This window comes from Rhodanobacter fulvus Jip2 (assembly GCF_000264315.1).
GTDB classification, from domain to species: domain Bacteria; phylum Pseudomonadota; class Gammaproteobacteria; order Xanthomonadales; family Rhodanobacteraceae; genus Rhodanobacter; species Rhodanobacter fulvus.
The window spans coordinates 191221-207979 of sequence record NZ_AJXU01000028.1 but is presented as its reverse complement, the minus strand read 5'-3'; the positions used below and the strand labels follow the sequence as shown (position 1 = coordinate 207979).

Below are 16759 nucleotides of genomic sequence, written 5' to 3'. Positions count from 1 at the left end.
ATGATTTCCTACCGCGACGCCATCGAACGCCTGCTCGCGCCGCTGTCGGTCCTGCCATCGGAAACCTACGCGCTCGCCGATGCCACCGGCCGCGTGCTCGCCGATACGGTAACCAGCCCGTTGGCCTTGCCGTCCTTCGATCATGCGGCCATGGACGGCTACGCGCTGAAGGCGGGCGCGTCGTCACGCGGCGGTTCCGAGCATCACGTCCACGGTTCGCAGGCGGCGGGCGACAGTGGCCAGCTCGCGGGAGCGGGCGTCTGCGAAATCATGACTGGCGCCCGACTGCCGCAGGGATTCGATGCGGTGGTCGCGGTGGAGCGCACCGAGATCTTGCAGACGCGGCCAGATGGCACGCCGCAGCGCATCCGGCTGCTCGATGACATCGCGCACGGTCGGAACGTGCGCCGCATGGGCACGGACGTGCCGCGCGGTGCGAACGTGCAGGCCGGGGGGGCAACTATCGAGCCGGCGCAGATCATGTTGCTGTCGGCGCTGGGCATTGCTCGCGTCGCCGTGGTCCGGCGCCCGCGCGTGGCGATCATCTGCACTGGCAAGGAATTACAGACCGGTCCGCCCGCACCGTTGAGCGATGGCCATATCCACAACTCCAACGGCCCATACCTGACGGCGGCACTCAAGCGTGCGGGCGCCGACGTGGTGTCTTGCGAGACGGTCGACGACACAGTGCACCCGTACCTGGAGGCCTTGCAGCACGCCGTCGAGGCGGGCGTCGACCTGGTGATCAGTACTGGCGCGGTATCCATGGGTCGCTACGATTTCGTGCCCGCGGCGCTGCGCCACTTTGGCGCGCAGGTGCTGTTCCACAAGGTCGCCATGCGCCCGGGAAAACCCTTGCTCGCCGCGCGCCTGCACGCCAGCCCGCTGGTGCTTGCCTTGCCCGGCACGCCGATGGCGGTGGCCGTCGGCGCCCGCTTTTTCGTGGCGCCCGTGTTGCGTGCGATGTGTGGGCAGGGCAGTGAGCCGCCCCTTCGCGCCGTGCTGGCTTCGGCGCAGCATCCCAAACCCGGGTTGCGCCATTTCCTGCGCGCCACGCTGTGGCTGGACGATCGCGGCCGGCTGCAGGCACGCGCCGTCGATCAGCAAGAGCCGTTTCGCATCCAGCCTTTTGCAAACGCGGACGCCTGGATCGTGCTGGACGAGCAGGGCGGCGATTGTGCTGCCGGCATGTCGGTGGAAGTCGCCAGCCTCGAGCTGGCGACATCGCTGCGCATAAGCGCGGGGCCGCCAACCATCAACCCGTGATACCCGATGTCCGCGCGTCGCCATGGATGCGCCCGTCGCGGATCTCCAGCACGTATTCGCCCAGTGCCTCAACGTCGGACGGGTCGTGGGTAATCATCAGCATCTGCAGGCCCAGCCGCGATTGCAACGCGAGCAGGTGCTCGCGCATGCGTGCGCGCAACGGTGGGTCCAGCGCGGCGAAGGGTTCGTCCAGCAACAGCAGTTGCGGGTGCGGCGCCAGCGCGCGCGCCAATGCCACGCGCTGTTGCTGTCCGCCGGAAATCTGCCAGGGGTAGCGATCGGTCAGACCATCCAGCTCAAGCGCTTCCAGCCAATGCCGCGCCGCCTCGGGCAATGAACGGCGCGACGGATTGCGCCACCCTGCGCCAAGCCCGAACGCCACGTTCTGGCCCACGGTGAGATGGGGAAACAGCGCGTAGTCCTGAAACAGATAGCCCACCCGACGCGCCGGGGCGGGCAGGCAGATGCGTTGGTCGGCATCGAACCAGGTCTGCCCATGCACCACGATGCGGCCGCGATCGGGCGTGACCAGCCCGGCGATAGCCCGCAGCGTGAGGCTCTTGCCCGAGCCGGACGGCCCGTACAGAACGATGCGCGCGTGCTCCGCGCGAAACCGCACGTCCAGCGTAAACGGCCGATGTGGGCCGGCCAGCGTGCGGTGAATGTCGACGTCGATCGCCATGCTCAAACCACCCGCTGCGGGGCATGTCCCCGGGTGAGTCGACCGGCGAGCAACAGCACCACGATGCAGGTGAGCGAGGCGACCACCACCAGGGTATTGGCGCCCGCTTCGTCACCGGCTTCGATCGCCGAATAGATCGCCACCGACAAGGTCTGCGTGCGTCCGGGCAAGTTGCCGGCGATCATCAAGGTGGCGCCAAACTCGCCCAGTGCCCGTGCAAAGGTCAGCAGGGCGCCGGCCACGATGCCGCGCGATGCCAGCGGCAGCGAGACCCGGAAAAACACCGCAAGGCGCGACAAGCCCAACACCCGCGCCGCACTTTCCAGCTGCGGATCGACACCCTCGAACGCCGCCCTGGCGGCCTTGTACACCAGCGGAAACGCGGCCAGGGTAGAGGCGATCACCGCGCCCTGCCAGGTGAACACGGGGTTGATCCCCCAATGTTCCAGCCACGCGCCGAATGCCCCGCGCCGGCCCAGCAGCACCAGCAGGTAATAACCCAGCACGGTCGGCGGCAACACCAGCGGCAGGGTGAACATCGCATCGAACAAGTTGCTCAGCCGCGATCGCCAGCGCGACAGGGCAAAGGCGGTCGCCACGCCCAGCAACAGGTTCAGGCCGGTCGCCCACAGCGCCACTTTCAGCGACAGCAACAACGGCTGCCAGATATCCAGCGCCATCAGTGCGGTTTCAGGAAACCGTACTTCGCCAGCAGGGCCTGCCCGTCAGCGGAAAGCACGAATTGCTGGAACGATTGTGCTTCGGCCGCATGCGCCGCCTGAGCCACGATCGCCATGGGATAGGTGATCGGCGTAGGCGACGCCAGGCGCAAGGCGATCCGCACCCGGTCGCGCGCCATCGCCGCATCGGTGGCATAGACGAAACCCGCGTCCACCTCGTCGCGACTGACGTAGTCGAGGCACTGGCGCACGTTCTGCGCCAGTACCGCTCGCGACTCAAGCGCATCGGCAAGCCCCGCATCTTCGAGTATGCGCCGCGCATAACGTCCCGCCGGCACCGAAGCGGGGTTGCCCCAGGCAACGCGCTTGAACGCCGGCCCAAGCAGATCATCCAGTGCGTCGACGCGTGCATGGCTGGAAGAAGGCACGATCAACACCAGCTGGTTGGCCGCGAAATCGACGCGGCTACCGGCGCTCAGCACGCCCTGCGCCTGCGCGCGATCCATGGCGATCTGGTCCGCCGACGCGAACACATCCACCGGCGCGCCCTGCACGATCTGGCGCATCAAGGTATCGGACGAGGCGAAATTCAACACCACCTGCGTTTCCGGATGGACGGCCTCGTAGGCACGCGCCACCTCCTGGAAGGCATTGGTGAGGCTGGACGCCGCAGAAACCACCAGATCCGCCGCACAGGCGGTAACGCTGATGCACGCCATCGGCAGCACGAATATCAGCGCGAGGCATCGACGCCCGGTTTGTGTCATGCGGCCATCCCGTTTGAATGTCGTTGAATATATATCCCCCGGAATGCGCGGTCATCCGCCATTGCGATGGCATGCGTGTCGCCGCGGCAGCGGTGTGGCGCGTTGTCACGCCGGCCGCTTTTTTCGTGCGGATTTGACGGCGGTCAAACGACACCACTCAACCTGCGCAGAGACTGCTCCCCATCCACACGGGAGCATGGTGATGAAGGTGAAACACAAGGTTCTTTCGGCAAGCTGCCTGCTGGCAATGAGCATGCTGACGCTGCCTGCGCAGGCGGCAGAAACGGATACAGCGGCCGCCCCACTGCAAGTGGAATGGGACATGCGCGCCCGCCACGAACAGGTCGACAACGACGCCTTCAGTCGCGACGCCCGCGCCGATACGCTGCGCCTGCGGCTGGGCCTGCGTGCCAGTTTTGGCGATGGCTGGAGTGCGCTGCTGGAAGGCGCCGGCGTGGCCAGTGCGGGCAACGATTACAACAGCGGGGCGAACGGACACACGCAGTATCCGGGCATCACCGATCCCCGCGGCAGTGAGCTCAACCAGGCGTGGCTTGCCTGGCAGGGCGACAGCTTCGGCGTGACCGCAGGGCGCCGCCGTCTGCTGCTGGACAACCAGCGCTGGGTGGGCAACAGCGGTTGGCGTCAGCACGAACAGACCTTCGACGGCATCGGCGTGCAATGGCAACCGGCCAGCGGCTGGACCCTGCGCTACGACTGGCTCGATCGGGTGCATCGCGTGGCCGGTCGCGACGCGTTGAACCCGCAGGCGCGCGAGCGCCGGCTCGACACCCATCTGCTCAACGCCAGTTATGTGCACGGCCAACAACAGTGGACCGGCTACACCTACCTGCATGACGACCGCGATGTGGCCACCGCCTCCACGGTGACCTCGGGGCTGCGCTGGACCGGCAAGCCCGCCGCGACGGATGGCGGTTTTGGCTGGGCACTGGAGGCGGCGCAGCAGCGCGACTACGCCGACAACCCGCAATCGTTCGCGCACACGTACTGGCTGGCGGAACCGTCGTGGACGCAGCGCGGCGTCACCGCAAAGCTGGGCTGGGAGCACCTCGGTGGCAACGGTCACCATGCCTTGCAAACGCCGCTGGGGACGCTGCATGCGTTCAACGGCTGGGCCGATCAGTTCAACGTCACGCCGGCCGGCGGACTGGACGATCGCTATGTGGCGTTCAACGGCAATCTCGGCCAGCGCGGCATCGCGGCCCGGATCGGTTGGGTGGTGGGCTGGCACGACTATCGCGCCACGCACCGTACGGATGGCGACAGGCATTACGGCAGCGAGTGGAATGCGTCGCTCTCTGCGCCGCTGGCGGACGGGCTCAGCGCGCTGGTGAAAGTGTCCGACTACCGTGCCGATGGTTTCGGTCGCGACGATGCGCGGCTGTGGTTGCAACTGGAATGGCATGGCAGGCAACCCTTGCTGCGTTGAACCCAACGCCGCCCGCGTTGACCCAGATCAGCGCACGGCAGCGGCCATGCCACTGCAATGGCGGCATGGCTTTCTTCCCCAACCGATCCACGGTCGCCTCGCCGGTACCGATGCCTGCCGAGGCGACACGCGCCACCACCACCGGCGCGCTCGACCTGCGCGCGCTGCCCATGCCCGAACCGATGGAGCGCGCACTGGCCGCCGCCGATGCGTTGCCACCCGGCGGCGCGCTGAGCGTGCTCACCCCGTTCATGCCGATGCCGCTGTTGGAGGTGTTGGCCGAACGTGGTCTGCACGCCGACGCGGAGTTGCTGCCCGACCATGGTGCACGCGTATGTATTCGCCGCCCCGATCCGCATGGCCCGGCTGACGATTGAGCGGGCGCCGGCGCCCGCCTTGCCGCGACGTTTCCTGCTTTGCATGCCGTGGTGGGGCATGTTCGCGGGGCTGTTGCTGATCCTCGATGGCGACGCACTGCTGCGCTCGCGCTGGAACCCGGGCACGCTGGCGCTGGTGCATGTGTTCACGCTCGGCGTGCTGGGCAACGCGATGTTCGGCAGCGTGCTGCAATTCCTGCCGGCCGCCGCTGGCGTGCGGGTGCGTGGACTGCGCTGGGGCAGGTGGCTGCATGGCTTGTTCAATCTCGGCAGCGTGTTGCTGGTGGTCGGCCTGCATCATCACTGGCGCTTTGCGCTGGGTGCCGCCGGTGTGCTGTTGCCCGCAAGCTTCCTGCTGCTGGCCGGCATGACCTTGCCCGGCTTGCTGACCGCGGCGGCGCAACGTCTGTTGCGGGCGGGTTTCGTCGTGGCCCTGCTTGGCGCGGTTTTTACGGCATTGCTGGGCGGCGGCCTCACGCTGGCGCTGGGCGGCTGGCTGACATGGCCGACGTTGGCGCTGACCGATGTGCATGCCAGTTGGGGCGTGTTGGGCTGGGTAGTGGTGCTGATCGCCACGGTGTCGCGCGTGGTGATGCCGATGTTCCAGGGCACCGGCACGTTGCCTTCGGCCGTCCAGACGGTCTGGCTGGTCGGCGTGGTGATCGGCTTGCCGCTCGCTGCCGCATGGCGCCTGCAGCAGGGCGGTGACATCGGCCTGCGGTTGATGCTCGGCGTGTTCGGCATGCTGTTGGCGGCCGCGCTGCTGTGGTTGCAATGGCGCGCGCCGCGGCCACGCCGCGGCCCCTTGCTGCATGGCTGGCGTGCAGGTCTCTGCGTGCTGTTGGCGGCCTCACTGGCGCTGCTGCTTGGCAATGGCCGGCTCGCCGCGGCGCTTGGCGTGGGTATCGCGCTGCCGCTGCTGGTGGCGTGCATGGCGATGGAGATCGTGGCGTTCATCGGCTGGATCGAGCTGCATCGCCACTGCGGCCGCGGCGTGCAGGTACCTGGCGTGCAACGGCTGCTGCCGGAGGGCGACAAGCACCGGGTGCTGCTGGCGCATGTGCCGCTGCTGCTGTTGCCCGCGGCGGTACTGTGGCCGTCGCCGTGGCTGGCACGGCTTGCCGGTGTGGCGGTCATGCTGGCGTGGCTGGGTGTGTGGCTGGCGATGCACGGCGTACGCCGCCGCGCCCGCCGTTTCGTGGCAAGTCGGGAGATGTCAACGATGGAGAACAACGCATGAGTACTTCAATGCCGCTGGTCTATTCCTGCTCGGGCTGTTCCAGCGCCGCACAGATGGCCAATGATCTCGCGCTGAAGCTGGATCGCGAAGGCGTTGCCGAAATGTCGTGCATCGCCGGCGTCGGCGGCGGTGTCACCGCTCTGGTGCGCACCGCGCAAAGCGGCCGCCGCATCCTGGCGCTGGATGGCTGCGTGCTGAAATGCGTCTCGGCCTGCCTGGCCAACGCCGGCGTGGTGGCCGATACGCATCTGGTGTTGTCCGACTACGGCATCAAGAAGCGCAAGCACGCCGACTTCGATCCGCTGGAGGCGCGGCAGGTCTACGCCAGCAACGTGTTGCCGGCGGCACATGAATTGGCCGCGGCGGCGGGGCACATCGTCGATGCCACCGATTGACGCAGAACATGCCTGTCTGCCGCGTTGTTGATGTGGGTCAAGGCAGCACCCTTCACATCGCGGCGATGATGCGCGCCATCATGCCCACCGCCAACTTTTTGCCACAGCCATCCAAACGCCTCGCGCCGCAACTGCTGCGCCTGCTGCCGCCGCCACGGCGTTTGCAACCGGTGCTGCGCATCGTCGTGCCGCAGCGCTGGCAACGCGCATGGCTGGAGGCGGCCATGGCGCGCGTGTTGGCCACGCCGATACACGACGGCTCACTCGACTTCATGCGCGGGCGCAAGCTGGGCATCGAAGTGACCGACCTGGGCCTGCGCTGGGTGCTGACCCTGCGTGGTGATCGCCTGGGCGTCGTCGATGAAGATCCCGAAGCCAGCGTCCGCGGCAGTGCCACCGATCTGTTGCTGCTGGCCAGCCGGATGGAAGACGCCGACACGCTGTTCTTCCAGCGCGCACTGGTGCTCACCGGCGACACCGAGCTGGGCCTCACCGCGCGCAATCTGCTCGAACGGCTGCCGTGGGAATCGGTACCGCTGGCGCTGCGCATCGCGCTGAACCGGGGCGCGCGATTTGCCCGCAGCGCCCGCGCCGCCCATCGCGGCCAGGCTGCCTGACCTCCACCATTCCCCGTTGGCGATCCGCATGACCGTAACCGACACCTTGCCCGTGCCTGCCTGGCGCGACGACTTGCCGCTCGAATACGCCGCGCTGGTCGAGCGCCTGGAACCCTTGCTGCCGTGCCTGGAGGTGCCGATGCACCTGCCGTGGATCGACGCGATCAACGCGCTGAAGAAACAGCGTGGCGCGGTGATCATGGCGCACAGCTACCAGTCGCCGGAGATCTTCCACGGCGTGGCCGACATCACCGGCGATTCGCTGGGGCTGGCCCAGGCGGCGGCCGACTGCGATGCGGATCTGATCGTGGTGTGCGGCGTGCACTTCATGGCCGAGAGCGCAAAGATCCTGGCGCCCGGCAAGACAGTGCTGATTCCCGATCTGGAAGCCGGCTGCTCGCTGGCCTCGTCGATCACCGCCGCCGATGTGTTGGCGCTGCGCGCGCAGCATCCGGGCGTGCCGGTGGTCAGCTATGCCAACACCTCCGCCGCGGTAAAGGCGGAGTCCGACGTCATCTGCACCTCGGCCAATGCGGTGCAGGTGGTGGAATCGCTGGGCGTGCCCAGGGTGATCTTCCTTCCCGACGAATTCCTGGGCCGCCACGTGGCCGGCCAGACCCAGGTCGAGCTGGTGCTGTGGCATGGCCGCTGCGAGGTGCATGAGAAATTCACCGCACAACAGGCGCGGCATGCGCGCGAGCAGTTCGACGCGAAGCTGGTGGCGCATCCGGAATGCTCGCCCGAGGTGCTGGCCGAGGCGGATTTCGTCGGCTCCACCACCGCGATGGGCAAATGGCTGGAACGCGAGAAACCGGCGCGGGTGGCGATGATCACCGAGTGCTCCATGGCCGACAACCTGCGCGCGCAGTTTCCGACCACGCAGTTCATCAAGCCATGCAACCTGTGCCCGCACATGCAACGGATCACCCTGCAGAACATCTACACCTGCCTGCGCGACCTGCAGCATGCCATCGAGATTCCCGCCGACGTCAGCGCACGGGCGCGCGCCGCGTTGCAACGCATGCTGGCGGTGGGCCGGCGCGAACGCGTGTGAAACATCCACGCGCGCCCATCGTGGTGATCGGCGGTGGCGTGGCCGGGCTGGCCACGGCGCTGGCGGCGGCACCGTCGCCGGTACGCCTGTTGTGCCGCGCCATCGACGGCACCGGCAGTGCCAGCGCGCTGGCGCAGGGCGGCATCGCCGCCGCGCTCGATCCTGACGACAGCCCGCTGGCCCACACCGAGGACACACTGGTGGCCGGCGCCCATCACAACAACGTGGCCATGGTCCGCTGGCTGTGCGCGCAAGCGCCCGAGGCAATCGCCTGGCTGCAGGCGCAAGGCGTGGTGTTCGACCGTGACGCCGGTGGTGCGCTGAAACTCGGACGCGAGGGCGGTCATCGCGTGGCGCGCATCGTCCATGCCGGTGGCGATGCCAGTGGTGCGGTGCTGTTGCGGGCCTTGCTGGCCAAGGCGCAATGCGCCGCGCATATCCAGTGGCGCGGTGGACTCGATGCCGATGCCTTGCTGCTGCGCGATGGCGTGGTGTGCGGTGTGCGCGCCATCGACGGGCAGGGGAGGCAGCACGTGATCGAAGCATCGGCGGTGGTGCTGGCCACCGGCGGCATCGGCGCGCTGTTCGCATGCACCAGCAATCCACCCGGCGCCGATGGCAGCGGGCTGGCGCTGGGCATGGCAGCCGGCGCGCGGGTGCGCGACCTGGAGTTCGTGCAGTTCCATCCCACCGCACTGGACGTGAGCGGCGCCCACTGCCTGCCGCTGATCACCGAAGCCTTGCGCGGCGCCGGGGCGCGCCTGCGTGATGCCGGTGGTCGCTTGTTGATGGAAGGCCTGCATCCACTGGGCGACCTGGCCCCGCGCGACGTGGTGGCACGGCGCGTGTGGCAGGCACGGCGCGACGACGGCCGCGTATGGCTCGATGCCAGTGCAATGGAGGGGGAATGGGAGAGCGCGTTTCCCACCGTGCTGGCGGCCTGCCTGAAGCACGGCATCGATCCGCGCCATCAGCCGATCCCGGTAACGCCGGCGGCCCACTTCCACATGGGCGGTCTTGCCGTGGATGGCGATGGCCGCACCAGCGTGCCCGGCCTGTACGCCGCCGGCGAGGTGGCCTGCAACGGCGTGCATGGCGCCAACCGCCTGGCCAGCAACTCGCTGCTGGAAGGCATCCTCTGCGGCCGCCGTCTCGGTGCCGTGCTGGCGGCAACGCCGGCGGCCGCCGGCCGCGGCGAACACCGCTGGGCGGAACGCGGCAGCGTGCTGGCGGCAGACGATTTGTCCCGCCTGCGCGACCTGTTGTGGCAAACCGCCGGGCCGGTGCGTCGAACCGAATCGCTGCGCCATTACCTGCTGCAGTTGATGGCCTGGCCAGCGCAGGGCTGGCAGGCGCGGCTGGCGCAATCGCTGCTGGACGCGGCCTTGCAACGTCATGAAAGCCTCGGCGCCCACTACATCGCAGCACCCGAAATGGACGTCTGAACGTCCGATCGTTGAACTTCCATTCCCACAGGCTTGCTCATGTCGACATCTGCCATACCCGAATCGCGCCCCTCGACCATGGGCGAGGAAATCGCCAACAGCATCAGCCACGGATTGGGCGTGCTGCTGGCGATCGTGGGTTTGCCGATCCTGGTGGTCAACGCGGTACGCATCGGCAGCACCGCGGCGATGGTGGGGGCCGCGGTGTTCGGCGGCAGCGCCATCCTGCTGTACATGGCCTCGACCCTGTATCACGCGGTGTCCCACGTGCGCGCCAAGGCGTGGCTGCAACGCCTCGACTATGGCGCCATCTACCTGCTGATCGCCGGCACCTACACGCCCATCGCACTGGGCGTGTTGCGCAACAGCTGGGGGCTGGCGTTGCTGGCGGTGATCTGGAGCCTGGCCCTGCTGGGGCTGGTGTTCAAATTGCTGGTGGGCGCGCGCTTCGAGCGGCTGTCCACCGCACTGTATGTGGGCATGGGCTGGATGGCCCTGATCGCCATCCGCCCGCTATGGCAGCACATGCCCGCTGGCGGCTTGATGCTGCTGTTCGGCGGCGGTGCCGCATACACGCTGGGCGTGGTGTTTTTCCTGCTGCACGAACGACTGCGCTACAGCCACTTCATCTGGCATCTCTTCGTGCTCGCCGGCACCGGCTGCCACTACTTCACCGTGCTGGGTTATGCGTTTTGAACCGGGCGCCGGCTCAAGCAGGGAAAACTGGCATCATCCAACGTCGAGCACACCTCTGACCGAGAAGACATCATGAAACATCGTTTGCCCCGTTTGCTGCGCACCCTCGTCCTGGGCGCGGCCCTGTCGCCCGTCGCCGCTGTAGCCATGACCAGTGCCATCGAGATCTACCACGACCCCTCGTGCGGTTGCTGCGTCAACTGGATTCGCTACATGGAATCGCAGGGCTACACGGTCAGCTCGCACGAGGAGTCGGCGATGGCCGCCGTCAAGACCCGCCTGGGCGTGCCGGCCAACGCTGCGTCCTGCCACACCGCGAAAATCGGCGGCTACGTGATCGAAGGCCACGTACCCGTGGAAGACATCCGGCGCCTGCTGGCCGAGCACCCCGACGCACGGGGCCTGGCCGCGCCCGGCATGCCGATGGGTTCACCCGGCATGGAAATGGGCGCGCCGCAGCACTATGACGTGGTGCTGATCGGAAAGGATGGAACCACCCGGGTGTTCGCCAGCCATGGACCGAAGGCCTGAGCGCCCAACCGACGCGTGATTGTCAGTGCGTCGAAATAGGATAGGGGAGTCGAGCCCGCATTCGATGGCGACGCGGGCTCACCTTTCTCCGCCGTTCCTCCCGATGCATCTGCCAAGGGATACCTCGCTGCCGCCTGATACCTGAGATGGGTGATGCAGGCCGCGCGCTCGCTGCGTCGAAGCCCAGGGGAAACCCCGATCGATCGCCTTCCTGCCCGTCATTCCTGCGAAAGCAGGAATCCAGCGCCTTGTTCACGGGATGGGAGGCGCCGGATCCAGCTTCCGCCGGATGACGAGCAAAATCGGATTTGCGCTGGAATCCTCGGCCTTCAACCTATGGAAACGGCTTCAACCGGCCGCATCCCCGGCTCGCCATGCCAGTAACCATTGCGGGCACCAATGCGCGGTGGCGCCACCGGCGAGCGGCGGACGAGGTGGTAGTGGTCGACGATGTCGGCCATGCCTTCGGCCTGCGGATACAGCCGCAGCACGTCCACGCCGAGTTCTCGCAATTGAAGAATTTCGGGGCCGAGGTCGGTCACTTCCTCGCCCTGGATCTGGATGCCGTTGATGCGCAGGAACGGGCGGCCCTCGCGCGTGGCCAGCGGCATGCCGTCGGGGTATTCGATGCAGCGGAAGTCGCATTGGTCCTTGGCCACGTCCAGCGCGCGGGCGGTGAAGCAGCGCGCCGAGTAGGCCAGGGGCAGGCGGCCGAAGGCGATCACCTCGAGTTCGGGCATCGGTTGTTCCTCGGCCTGCATCGCGTCGCGCAATTCGCGCAACAGGGTGTAGCCCTGTTCCACGCCGGGCACCCAGCGGCGCAGGCCGTCGTCCATCAGCATGGCCAGCGCGTGGTGGTTGTAGATGTTGAGCGTGGGGCCGGCGACGAACGGCATGCCGCGCTCGCGGCACAACTGCACGGCGGAAAGATCGTTGGCTTCGATCCAGCAGCCGCCCTCGTCGATCAGCCGCTGCAGCACGCCCAGTTCGGACTCGGCTTCGATCAATGCCAGCGACGACAGCACGATCTGCTTGCCGCTTTCGACCAGCTCCGCCGCCAGCGCAATCCAGTCGCGCGTGCCCAGCTCACGGCGTTTGCTGCACACCGTCTCGCCCAGGTAGATGATGTCCAGCGGCCAGCCGGCGGCTTCGTGATAAAACGCCAGCGTGCGTTCGCGCGGCCAGAAATATTGCAGCGGGCCCAGGCTCAGTTTCATCATCGTCATCGGTTCAATGCCAGGAGCGGTGATAGGGACCGAGCGTGGTCTGGTGACCCTCGGCGTGCCGGGACAGTGACGATTGCCATTGCGGCTGCAGTTTCCACGCGGCGGGCGCGGCGGCATGCCGGTCCAGCGCCTCGCGCCAGGTGCGGGTAACCGAGGCCACATAGGCGACGCCACGCTGGCGGCCTTCGATCTTCAATGCGGCGACGCCGGCCTGCGCCAGGCGCGGCAGCAGCTCCAGCGTGTTGAGGCTGGTGGGTTCCTCCAGCGCGTGGAAGATCTCGCCGCCGACGTCGAAGCGGCCCTTGCACACGGTTGGGTAACCGGCCGGTTCGGCGGGTTCGAACTTGTCCATCAGCACCTGGTTCAGGCGCACGCTGCGGCGGCCGTCGTCGTGCTCCTCCCAGCGCACGAAGCTGGCGGGCGAACACACGCCGTGCCGGTTCGGCGAGGCGCCGGTGACATAGCTGGAGAGCTGGCAGCGACCCTCGACCATGATGCAGAGGCTGCCGAACGCGAACACCTCGATCGGCACCGGCGAGCCTTCGCACAGCCGCTCCACCTGCTGGATCGACAACACCCGCGGCAGCACCGCGCGGCTGATGCCGAAGCGTTCATGCGCGTAGCGCAGTGCCGGCGCGGTGGTGGCCGAACCCTGTACCGACAGATGCCGTTTCAGCGATGGATGCCTGCGCGTGGCGTAATCGAGCACCGCCATCTCGGCCGCGATGATCGCATCGCAACCAAACTCCGCCGCCTTGTCCACCGCGGTGTACCACTGCTGCAGCCGCGCGCTGTCCGGGTAGGTGTTCAACGCCAGGTACACCTGCCGCCCGCGCTGGTGCGCGTAGGCAATGCCCGCGCGCAATTCCGCGTCGCTGAAGTTGAGGCCGGGGAACGCGCGCGCATTGGTCTGGTCGCGGAAACCCGCGTAGACCGCATCGGCGCCGGCGTCGATCGCCGCTTGCAGCGCGGGCAGATTGCCGGCAGGACAGACCAGTTGCATGAGCACCTCGACACCGTGAGTTCGGCGCGCATCGTGGCGGTTGTCTTGCGCGGCTGCGTTGACGTGGGTCAGTTCAGCGCGTGTCCGTGCATCGAATTTTTTCGATGCGGCCCGCGAACCGGCTCAGCCGCGCTTCCGGCTGCCGCGCTTGCGGGCGCGGGCATCGGGCGCGCAATAGATGTCGTACAGCGCGGCGATGATGGCTTGTGCCGGCCCCGGAGGCAGCGCGTACCACACGGTTTGCGACTCGCGCCGGGTGGCCACGAGGTTGTCGCTGCGCAGCCGAGCGAGGTGCTGGGACAACGCCGACTGGCTGAGTTCGGGCAGCCGCTCGTTGATCTGTCCCACCGACATCTCCGTATCCAGCAGCAGGCAGAGCACGCGCAAGCGCTGCGCGTTGCCAAGCGTCTTGAGCAGTCGCGCGGCGTCTTCGGAACGCGACTGCATGAGATTCATATCCGCATTGGCAGGCAGGTTCATGCTGGGGCCCTGGTGATGGATGGCAGAGGCTGTTTCATGCGGTTGACTTTAGCATGAGCAACTAATTAAGCTAGTTCTAATGTAGTAAGTTCTTTACTTCAAGGTGCGTCGAAGCAGCCCCGCCGGGGCGGACGCGCCGCGAAGGTTTTCCACCACAGGAGCCTCGGGTCATGAATGTCGATCGCATCGTCATCGGTTTTGCGGGCGCGGTTGTGCTGCTGGGTATCGCGCTGGCGCATTTTGTGGCGCCGGGCTGGATCTGGCTGTCGGTGTTCGTGGGCGCCAACCTGCTGCAGTCATCGTTCACCGGTTTCTGCCCGCTGGCGTTGTTGCTGAAGAAGCTTGGCCTGAAGCCTGGCTGTGCGTTTCCGTCCCGCGTTGCCTGACCCCGAGTGAGGTGAGCCATGTATTACATCGTTGAAACTGCCAAGTCGCCAGCACAGGCGGCAACCGATCTGACCGAGGCGGTGGCGCGCAACGGTTTTGGTTTGCTGCACGTGCACGACCTGGGCACGACCTTGCGCAGCAAGGGCATCGCGTTCGAGCGCGAGTGTCAGGTTTTCGAGGTGTGCAACCCCAAGCAGGCGGCGGGCGTGCTGGCCGCCGACATGCGGATGAACATGGCTTTGCCGTGTCGTGTTTCGGTTTATACCGACGGTGGGAAGACCTGGATCGGCATGATCCGGCCGGCGCCGATGCTGGCCATGCTGTCCAGCGACCCCGCGCTCGCAGCGATTGCGGGCGAGGTGGAACAGACGCTGACCCGCATCATCGACGAAGCACGCTGACAGCGCGCTGCCAATGCTGCCGGGATGTTTTGTCGCGACTGCCGCCCGTCACCGAATTGACCAGCATCAAGTCCCCGCCAGGTGCACCAGCCCATGCTGTGGGCACCGACCAAGCAGGAGTCTGTCATGAGTGACGTCATCATAATGGGTGCAGGTTTGGGTGGGATGAGCGCGGCGTACGAGATCAAGGACGCGCTGGGCAGCGGGCATCGGGTGAAGGTGGTGGGTGAGGGCGGCCAGTTCTCCTTCACACCGTCCAACCCCTGGGTGGGCATCGGCTGGCGCAAGCCGGGCGAGGTGCAGATCGACGCCGCCGCGGCACTGGCTCGGCACGACATCGCTTTCTACGACTCGCCAGTCAGCGCGGTGCTGCCGACGCAGAACCACGTGCAGTTGCAGGATGGACGCTCGCTGCATTACGACTACCTGGTCATCACGACCGGACCACGCCTGGCCTTCGATGAGATCCCCGGCTTCGGGCCGAAGAATGGCTACACTCAATCGGTATGCACCACACCACATGCCACCCGTGCATGGGCCGCCTACGAGGCGTTTCTGAAGGCGCCCGGGCCCATCGTGGTGGGTGCGGCGCAAGGTGCCAGTTGTTTTGGCCCGGCGTACGAATTCGCGTTCCTGCTGGATACCGACCTGCGTCGACGCAAGCTGCGCGACAAGGTACCGATGACCTTCGTGACACCGGAGCCGTACATCGGCCACATGGGCCTGGGCGGCGTGGGTGATTCGAAGGGCCTGCTGGAGAAGCAGCTGCGCGAGCGTCACATCAAATGGGTGACCAACGCCCGTGTCGACAAGGTCGAGCCCGACCAGATGCTGGTCAGCGAGCACGATGCCCACGGCCAGCCGGTGCAGCAGCACGCATTGCCGTTTGCATATGCGATGCTGATTCCGGCATTCACCGGGGTGGCGGCGGTGCGCGGGGTGGAAGGCCTGGTCAACCCGCGCGGCTTCGTGCTGATCGACAAGTACCAGCGCAACCCGACCTTCCCCAACATCTATTCCGCTGGCGTCTGCGTGGCGATTCCTCCGGTGGAGGTGACGCCCATACCGACGGGCGCACCGAAGACCGGCTTCATGATCGAATCGATGGTCACGGCGCTGGCGACCAACATCAAATCCGCCATCGAGGGCAAGCCGGCAACCGCCGAGGCCACCTGGAACGCGGTGTGCCTGGCCGACATGGGCGACAGTGGCGCGGCGTTCGTGGCCATTCCGCAGATACCTCCGCGCAACGTGACCTGGGCCAGGGAAGGCAAGTGGGTGCACCTGGCGAAGGTGGCGTTCGAGAAATACTTCATGCACAAGATCCGCATGGGCAAGACCGAGCCGATCTACGAGAAATACGTGATGAAGGCGCTTGGCATCGAGCGGCTCAAGCCGACGCAAAAATCCCCGTAGCCTCCTTGCCGTAACTTGAGCACCGCCCCTAAACCCTTAGCCCGAGAGACTCTGATGAACTGGAACAACACCACCAACCGCTACGGCTCGCTGTCGATCAGCCTGCACTGGCTGATGCTGGCATTGCTGATTGGCGTCTACGCCTGCATCAACCTGCACGAACTGGCGCCGCGCGGCAGCGACGTGCGCGCGGACCTCAAGACCTGGCATTTCATGCTGGGCCTGACGGTGTTTGCGCTGGTGTTCCTGCGCCTGGCGGTGCGCTTGGTCACGCCGTCGCCGCAGATGAATCCGCAGATAGCAGCGTGGCAGCGACACCTGGCGCACCTGATGCACGGCGCCTTGTATGCGTTCCTGATCCTGATGCCGCTGCTTGGCTGGCTCACGCTGAGTGCCGCGGGCAAGGTGATCCCGTTCTTCGGGCTGGAGCTGCCCGCACTGATCGGACCGGACAAGGCGTTGGGAGAATCCATCGAGGACATCCACAGCACGATCGGCACCGTCGGCTACTACCTCATCGGCCTGCATGCAGCGGCGGCGCTGTATCACCACTATTTCGTGCAGGACGACACCCTGCGCCGGATGCTGCCGCTGCGCAAGAAATCCTGAGCGCGGCTGTCCGTGTACCTGTCTCCCTTCATTCCCC

General features: G+C 66.7%; 20 protein-coding genes. 14 read left to right on the top strand and 6 right to left on the bottom strand.

The window, feature by feature from the left end:
- On the top strand, positions 1–1266 hold the full coding sequence (locus UU9_RS06290) for a molybdopterin molybdotransferase MoeA (protein WP_007080894.1): 1266 nt from the start codon (positions 1–3) through the stop codon (positions 1264–1266).
- Here UU9_RS06290 and UU9_RS06285 read toward each other — a convergent pair.
- Genes UU9_RS06285 through modA form a run of 3 tightly spaced genes read right to left on the bottom strand, consistent with a single transcriptional unit; the run spans position 1256 to position 3395 of the window.
- Complete coding sequence (locus UU9_RS06285; RefSeq protein ID WP_040670382.1) at positions 1256–1948, bottom strand: sulfate/molybdate ABC transporter ATP-binding protein; 693 nt, start codon at positions 1946–1948, stop codon at positions 1256–1258. The two genes, UU9_RS06290 and UU9_RS06285, sit on opposite strands and share 11 nt — an antisense overlap.
- A gap of 2 nt (positions 1949–1950) precedes the next feature.
- Complete coding sequence (gene modB, locus UU9_RS06280; RefSeq protein ID WP_007080892.1) at positions 1951–2628, bottom strand: molybdate ABC transporter permease subunit; 678 nt, start codon at positions 2626–2628, stop codon at positions 1951–1953.
- Positions 2628–3395 carry a molybdate ABC transporter substrate-binding protein gene (gene modA, locus UU9_RS06275; RefSeq protein ID WP_007080891.1) on the bottom strand — a complete coding sequence of 256 codons (768 nt, stop codon included), beginning with the start codon at positions 3393–3395 and terminating at the stop codon, positions 2628–2630. The genes modB and modA overlap by 1 nt, the downstream gene beginning before the upstream one ends.
- Before the next feature lie 202 nt (positions 3396–3597).
- Here modA and UU9_RS06270 point away from each other — a divergent pair, with 202 nt between their 5' ends.
- The 9 genes from UU9_RS06270 (at position 3598) to UU9_RS06230 (ending at position 11200) form a co-directional block, all read left to right on the top strand.
- Positions 3598–4845: an alginate export family protein gene (locus UU9_RS06270; protein WP_007080890.1), complete on the top strand. Its 1248-nt coding sequence runs from the start codon at positions 3598–3600 to the stop codon at positions 4843–4845.
- A 65-nt stretch (positions 4846–4910) separates the two neighbouring features.
- Entirely contained in the window at positions 4911–5222 is a 312-nt protein-coding gene (locus UU9_RS06265) for a DUF2249 domain-containing protein (RefSeq protein WP_007080889.1), read from the top strand.
- A complete protein-coding gene (locus UU9_RS06260; RefSeq protein WP_007080888.1) occupies positions 5167–6462 on the top strand; it encodes a hypothetical protein in 1296 nt (431 codons plus the stop codon). Before UU9_RS06265 ends, UU9_RS06260 begins: the two co-directional genes overlap by 56 nt.
- Complete coding sequence (locus UU9_RS06255; protein ID WP_040670380.1) at positions 6459–6857, top strand: putative zinc-binding protein; 399 nt, start codon at positions 6459–6461, stop codon at positions 6855–6857. The genes UU9_RS06260 and UU9_RS06255 overlap by 4 nt, the downstream gene beginning before the upstream one ends.
- Positions 6858–6937: 80 nt before the next feature.
- Positions 6938–7474 carry a ubiquinone anaerobic biosynthesis accessory factor UbiT gene (gene ubiT / locus UU9_RS06250; RefSeq protein ID WP_237710233.1) on the top strand — a complete coding sequence of 179 codons (537 nt, stop codon included), beginning with the start codon at positions 6938–6940 and terminating at the stop codon, positions 7472–7474.
- Positions 7475–7502: 28 nt separating this feature from the next.
- Positions 7503–8528: a quinolinate synthase NadA gene (gene nadA / locus UU9_RS06245; RefSeq protein ID WP_007080885.1), complete on the top strand. Its 1026-nt coding sequence runs from the start codon at positions 7503–7505 to the stop codon at positions 8526–8528.
- Positions 8525–9973: an L-aspartate oxidase gene (gene nadB, locus UU9_RS06240; RefSeq protein WP_007080884.1), complete on the top strand. Its 1449-nt coding sequence runs from the start codon at positions 8525–8527 to the stop codon at positions 9971–9973. The genes nadA and nadB overlap by 4 nt, the downstream gene beginning before the upstream one ends.
- A gap of 39 nt (positions 9974–10012) precedes the next feature.
- Complete coding sequence (trhA, locus tag UU9_RS06235) at positions 10013–10669, top strand: PAQR family membrane homeostasis protein TrhA (RefSeq protein WP_040670378.1); 657 nt, start codon at positions 10013–10015, stop codon at positions 10667–10669.
- 72 nt (positions 10670–10741) lie between these two features.
- Positions 10742–11200, top strand: a complete 459-nt coding sequence (locus UU9_RS06230) for a DUF411 domain-containing protein (RefSeq protein WP_007080882.1) — start codon at positions 10742–10744, stop codon at positions 11198–11200.
- A gap of 329 nt (positions 11201–11529) precedes the next feature.
- Here UU9_RS06230 and UU9_RS06225 read toward each other — a convergent pair whose 3' ends face one another.
- The 3 genes from UU9_RS06225 to UU9_RS06215 form a co-directional block, all read right to left on the bottom strand.
- A complete protein-coding gene (locus UU9_RS06225) occupies positions 11530–12417 on the bottom strand; it encodes a U32 family peptidase (protein ID WP_040670440.1) in 888 nt (295 codons plus the stop codon).
- A gap of 13 nt (positions 12418–12430) precedes the next feature.
- The gene (gene ubiU / locus UU9_RS06220) at positions 12431–13429 is read right to left on the bottom strand and encodes a ubiquinone anaerobic biosynthesis protein UbiU (RefSeq protein WP_007080880.1); all 999 of its coding nucleotides are present in this window, start codon (positions 13427–13429) and stop codon (positions 12431–12433) included.
- A 123-nt stretch (positions 13430–13552) separates the two neighbouring features.
- Complete coding sequence (locus UU9_RS06215) at positions 13553–13876, bottom strand: ArsR/SmtB family transcription factor (protein ID WP_007080879.1); 324 nt, start codon at positions 13874–13876, stop codon at positions 13553–13555.
- Between the two features lie 203 nt (positions 13877–14079).
- Here UU9_RS06215 and UU9_RS06210 point away from each other — a divergent pair, with 203 nt between their 5' ends.
- The 4 genes from UU9_RS06210 (at position 14080) to UU9_RS06195 (ending at position 16722) form a co-directional block, all read left to right on the top strand.
- A complete protein-coding gene (locus tag UU9_RS06210) occupies positions 14080–14295 on the top strand; it encodes a YgaP family membrane protein (RefSeq protein ID WP_007080878.1) in 216 nt (71 codons plus the stop codon).
- 18 nt (positions 14296–14313) lie between these two features.
- Entirely contained in the window at positions 14314–14697 is a 384-nt protein-coding gene (locus tag UU9_RS06205) for a DUF302 domain-containing protein (protein ID WP_007080877.1), read from the top strand.
- 126 nt (positions 14698–14823) lie between these two features.
- Complete coding sequence (locus UU9_RS06200) at positions 14824–16113, top strand: NAD(P)/FAD-dependent oxidoreductase (protein WP_040670375.1); 1290 nt, start codon at positions 14824–14826, stop codon at positions 16111–16113.
- Between the two features lie 54 nt (positions 16114–16167).
- Complete coding sequence (locus UU9_RS06195) at positions 16168–16722, top strand: cytochrome b (protein ID WP_007080875.1); 555 nt, start codon at positions 16168–16170, stop codon at positions 16720–16722.
- Positions 16723–16759: the final 37 nt, after the last annotated feature.

Bases quoted from the DNA above. Each gene is read 5' to 3' on its own strand.
- UU9_RS06195 (WP_007080875.1), top strand. From the start codon at position 16,168: ATGAACTGGAACAACACCACCAACCGCTACGGCTCGCTGTCGATCAGC.
- UU9_RS06230 (WP_007080882.1), top strand. From the start codon at position 10,742: ATGAAACATCGTTTGCCCCGTTTGCTGCGCACCCTCGTCCTGGGCGCG.
- UU9_RS06260 (WP_007080888.1), top strand. From the start codon at position 5,167: ATGGTGCACGCGTATGTATTCGCCGCCCCGATCCGCATGGCCCGGCTG.
- UU9_RS06205 (WP_007080877.1), top strand. From the start codon at position 14,314: ATGTATTACATCGTTGAAACTGCCAAGTCGCCAGCACAGGCGGCAACC.
- UU9_RS06200 (WP_040670375.1), top strand. From the start codon at position 14,824: ATGAGTGACGTCATCATAATGGGTGCAGGTTTGGGTGGGATGAGCGCG.
- UU9_RS06225 (WP_040670440.1), bottom strand. From the start codon at position 12,417: ATGAAACTGAGCCTGGGCCCGCTGCAATATTTCTGGCCGCGCGAACGC.
- UU9_RS06210 (WP_007080878.1), top strand. From the start codon at position 14,080: ATGAATGTCGATCGCATCGTCATCGGTTTTGCGGGCGCGGTTGTGCTG.
- UU9_RS06270 (WP_007080890.1), top strand. From the start codon at position 3,598: ATGAAGGTGAAACACAAGGTTCTTTCGGCAAGCTGCCTGCTGGCAATG.
- UU9_RS06265 (WP_007080889.1), top strand. From the start codon at position 4,911: ATGGCTTTCTTCCCCAACCGATCCACGGTCGCCTCGCCGGTACCGATG.
- UU9_RS06285 (WP_040670382.1), bottom strand. From the start codon at position 1,948: ATGGCGATCGACGTCGACATTCACCGCACGCTGGCCGGCCCACATCGG.
- trhA (WP_040670378.1), top strand. From the start codon at position 10,013: ATGTCGACATCTGCCATACCCGAATCGCGCCCCTCGACCATGGGCGAG.
- UU9_RS06215 (WP_007080879.1), bottom strand. From the start codon at position 13,876: ATGCAGTCGCGTTCCGAAGACGCCGCGCGACTGCTCAAGACGCTTGGC.
- ubiT (WP_237710233.1), top strand. From the start codon at position 6,938: ATGCCCACCGCCAACTTTTTGCCACAGCCATCCAAACGCCTCGCGCCG.
- UU9_RS06255 (WP_040670380.1), top strand. From the start codon at position 6,459: ATGAGTACTTCAATGCCGCTGGTCTATTCCTGCTCGGGCTGTTCCAGC.
- UU9_RS06290 (WP_007080894.1), top strand. From the start codon at position 1: ATGATTTCCTACCGCGACGCCATCGAACGCCTGCTCGCGCCGCTGTCG.
- modA (WP_007080891.1), bottom strand. From the start codon at position 3,395: ATGACACAAACCGGGCGTCGATGCCTCGCGCTGATATTCGTGCTGCCG.
- nadA (WP_007080885.1), top strand. From the start codon at position 7,503: ATGACCGTAACCGACACCTTGCCCGTGCCTGCCTGGCGCGACGACTTG.
- ubiU (WP_007080880.1), bottom strand. From the start codon at position 13,429: ATGCAACTGGTCTGTCCTGCCGGCAATCTGCCCGCGCTGCAAGCGGCG.
- modB (WP_007080892.1), bottom strand. From the start codon at position 2,628: ATGGCGCTGGATATCTGGCAGCCGTTGTTGCTGTCGCTGAAAGTGGCG.